The sequence below is a fragment of the Staphylococcus sp. HMSC62B09 genome, from assembly GCF_001839115.1.
GTDB lineage: Bacteria > Bacillota > Bacilli > Staphylococcales > Staphylococcaceae > Staphylococcus > Staphylococcus haemolyticus.
On record NZ_KV840076.1, the window covers coordinates 1 to 490 of the forward strand.

Annotated in this window: 1 pseudogene; it reads right to left on the reverse strand. The window is 28.8% G+C overall.

Features of this window, described 5'->3' with window-relative positions:
* Positions 1 to 490, reverse strand: a pseudogene (locus HMPREF3265_RS00045) (poly(glycerol-phosphate) alpha-glucosyltransferase); the annotation flags it as partial.

Genomic DNA, 490 nt, shown 5'->3' on the forward strand with positions numbered 1-490 from the left:
ATATGTGGCCATTAACATTTCTAAGAATGTTGGAAATGTTGTTTCACGATTTTTAATATAATCTAAGTAATTATTCACATTTTTGATTCCAAATTCAAAATATTTGTCTTGTGGATTAATTTGAACTAATTCATTCGTACAATATCCTAACCAATGATCATGATATTGCCAATATTTCTTCTCAATAAAACGGTCCATCAAATTTTCTACAGTTTTTAGCCATAGTTCATTTTCATCCTTTTGATACAATCTCAATAAAGCAAGCACTGCTTCACCATCGTAATAAATAATTCTGAACTTCTCTTTTACGCTTAAATCAGGATAATTCAATAAATGAGTTGTCTCATATGTATCTTCATCTATCATTGAAAGAATACCTTTAGCCACTTTCTGAGCTGACTCAAGAAATTTAGGATTATCTTCATGCTTTAAATATTCACAAACTGCGAATATAAATGAAGCATTTTGTCCTAATTTGATTTCATTTGCT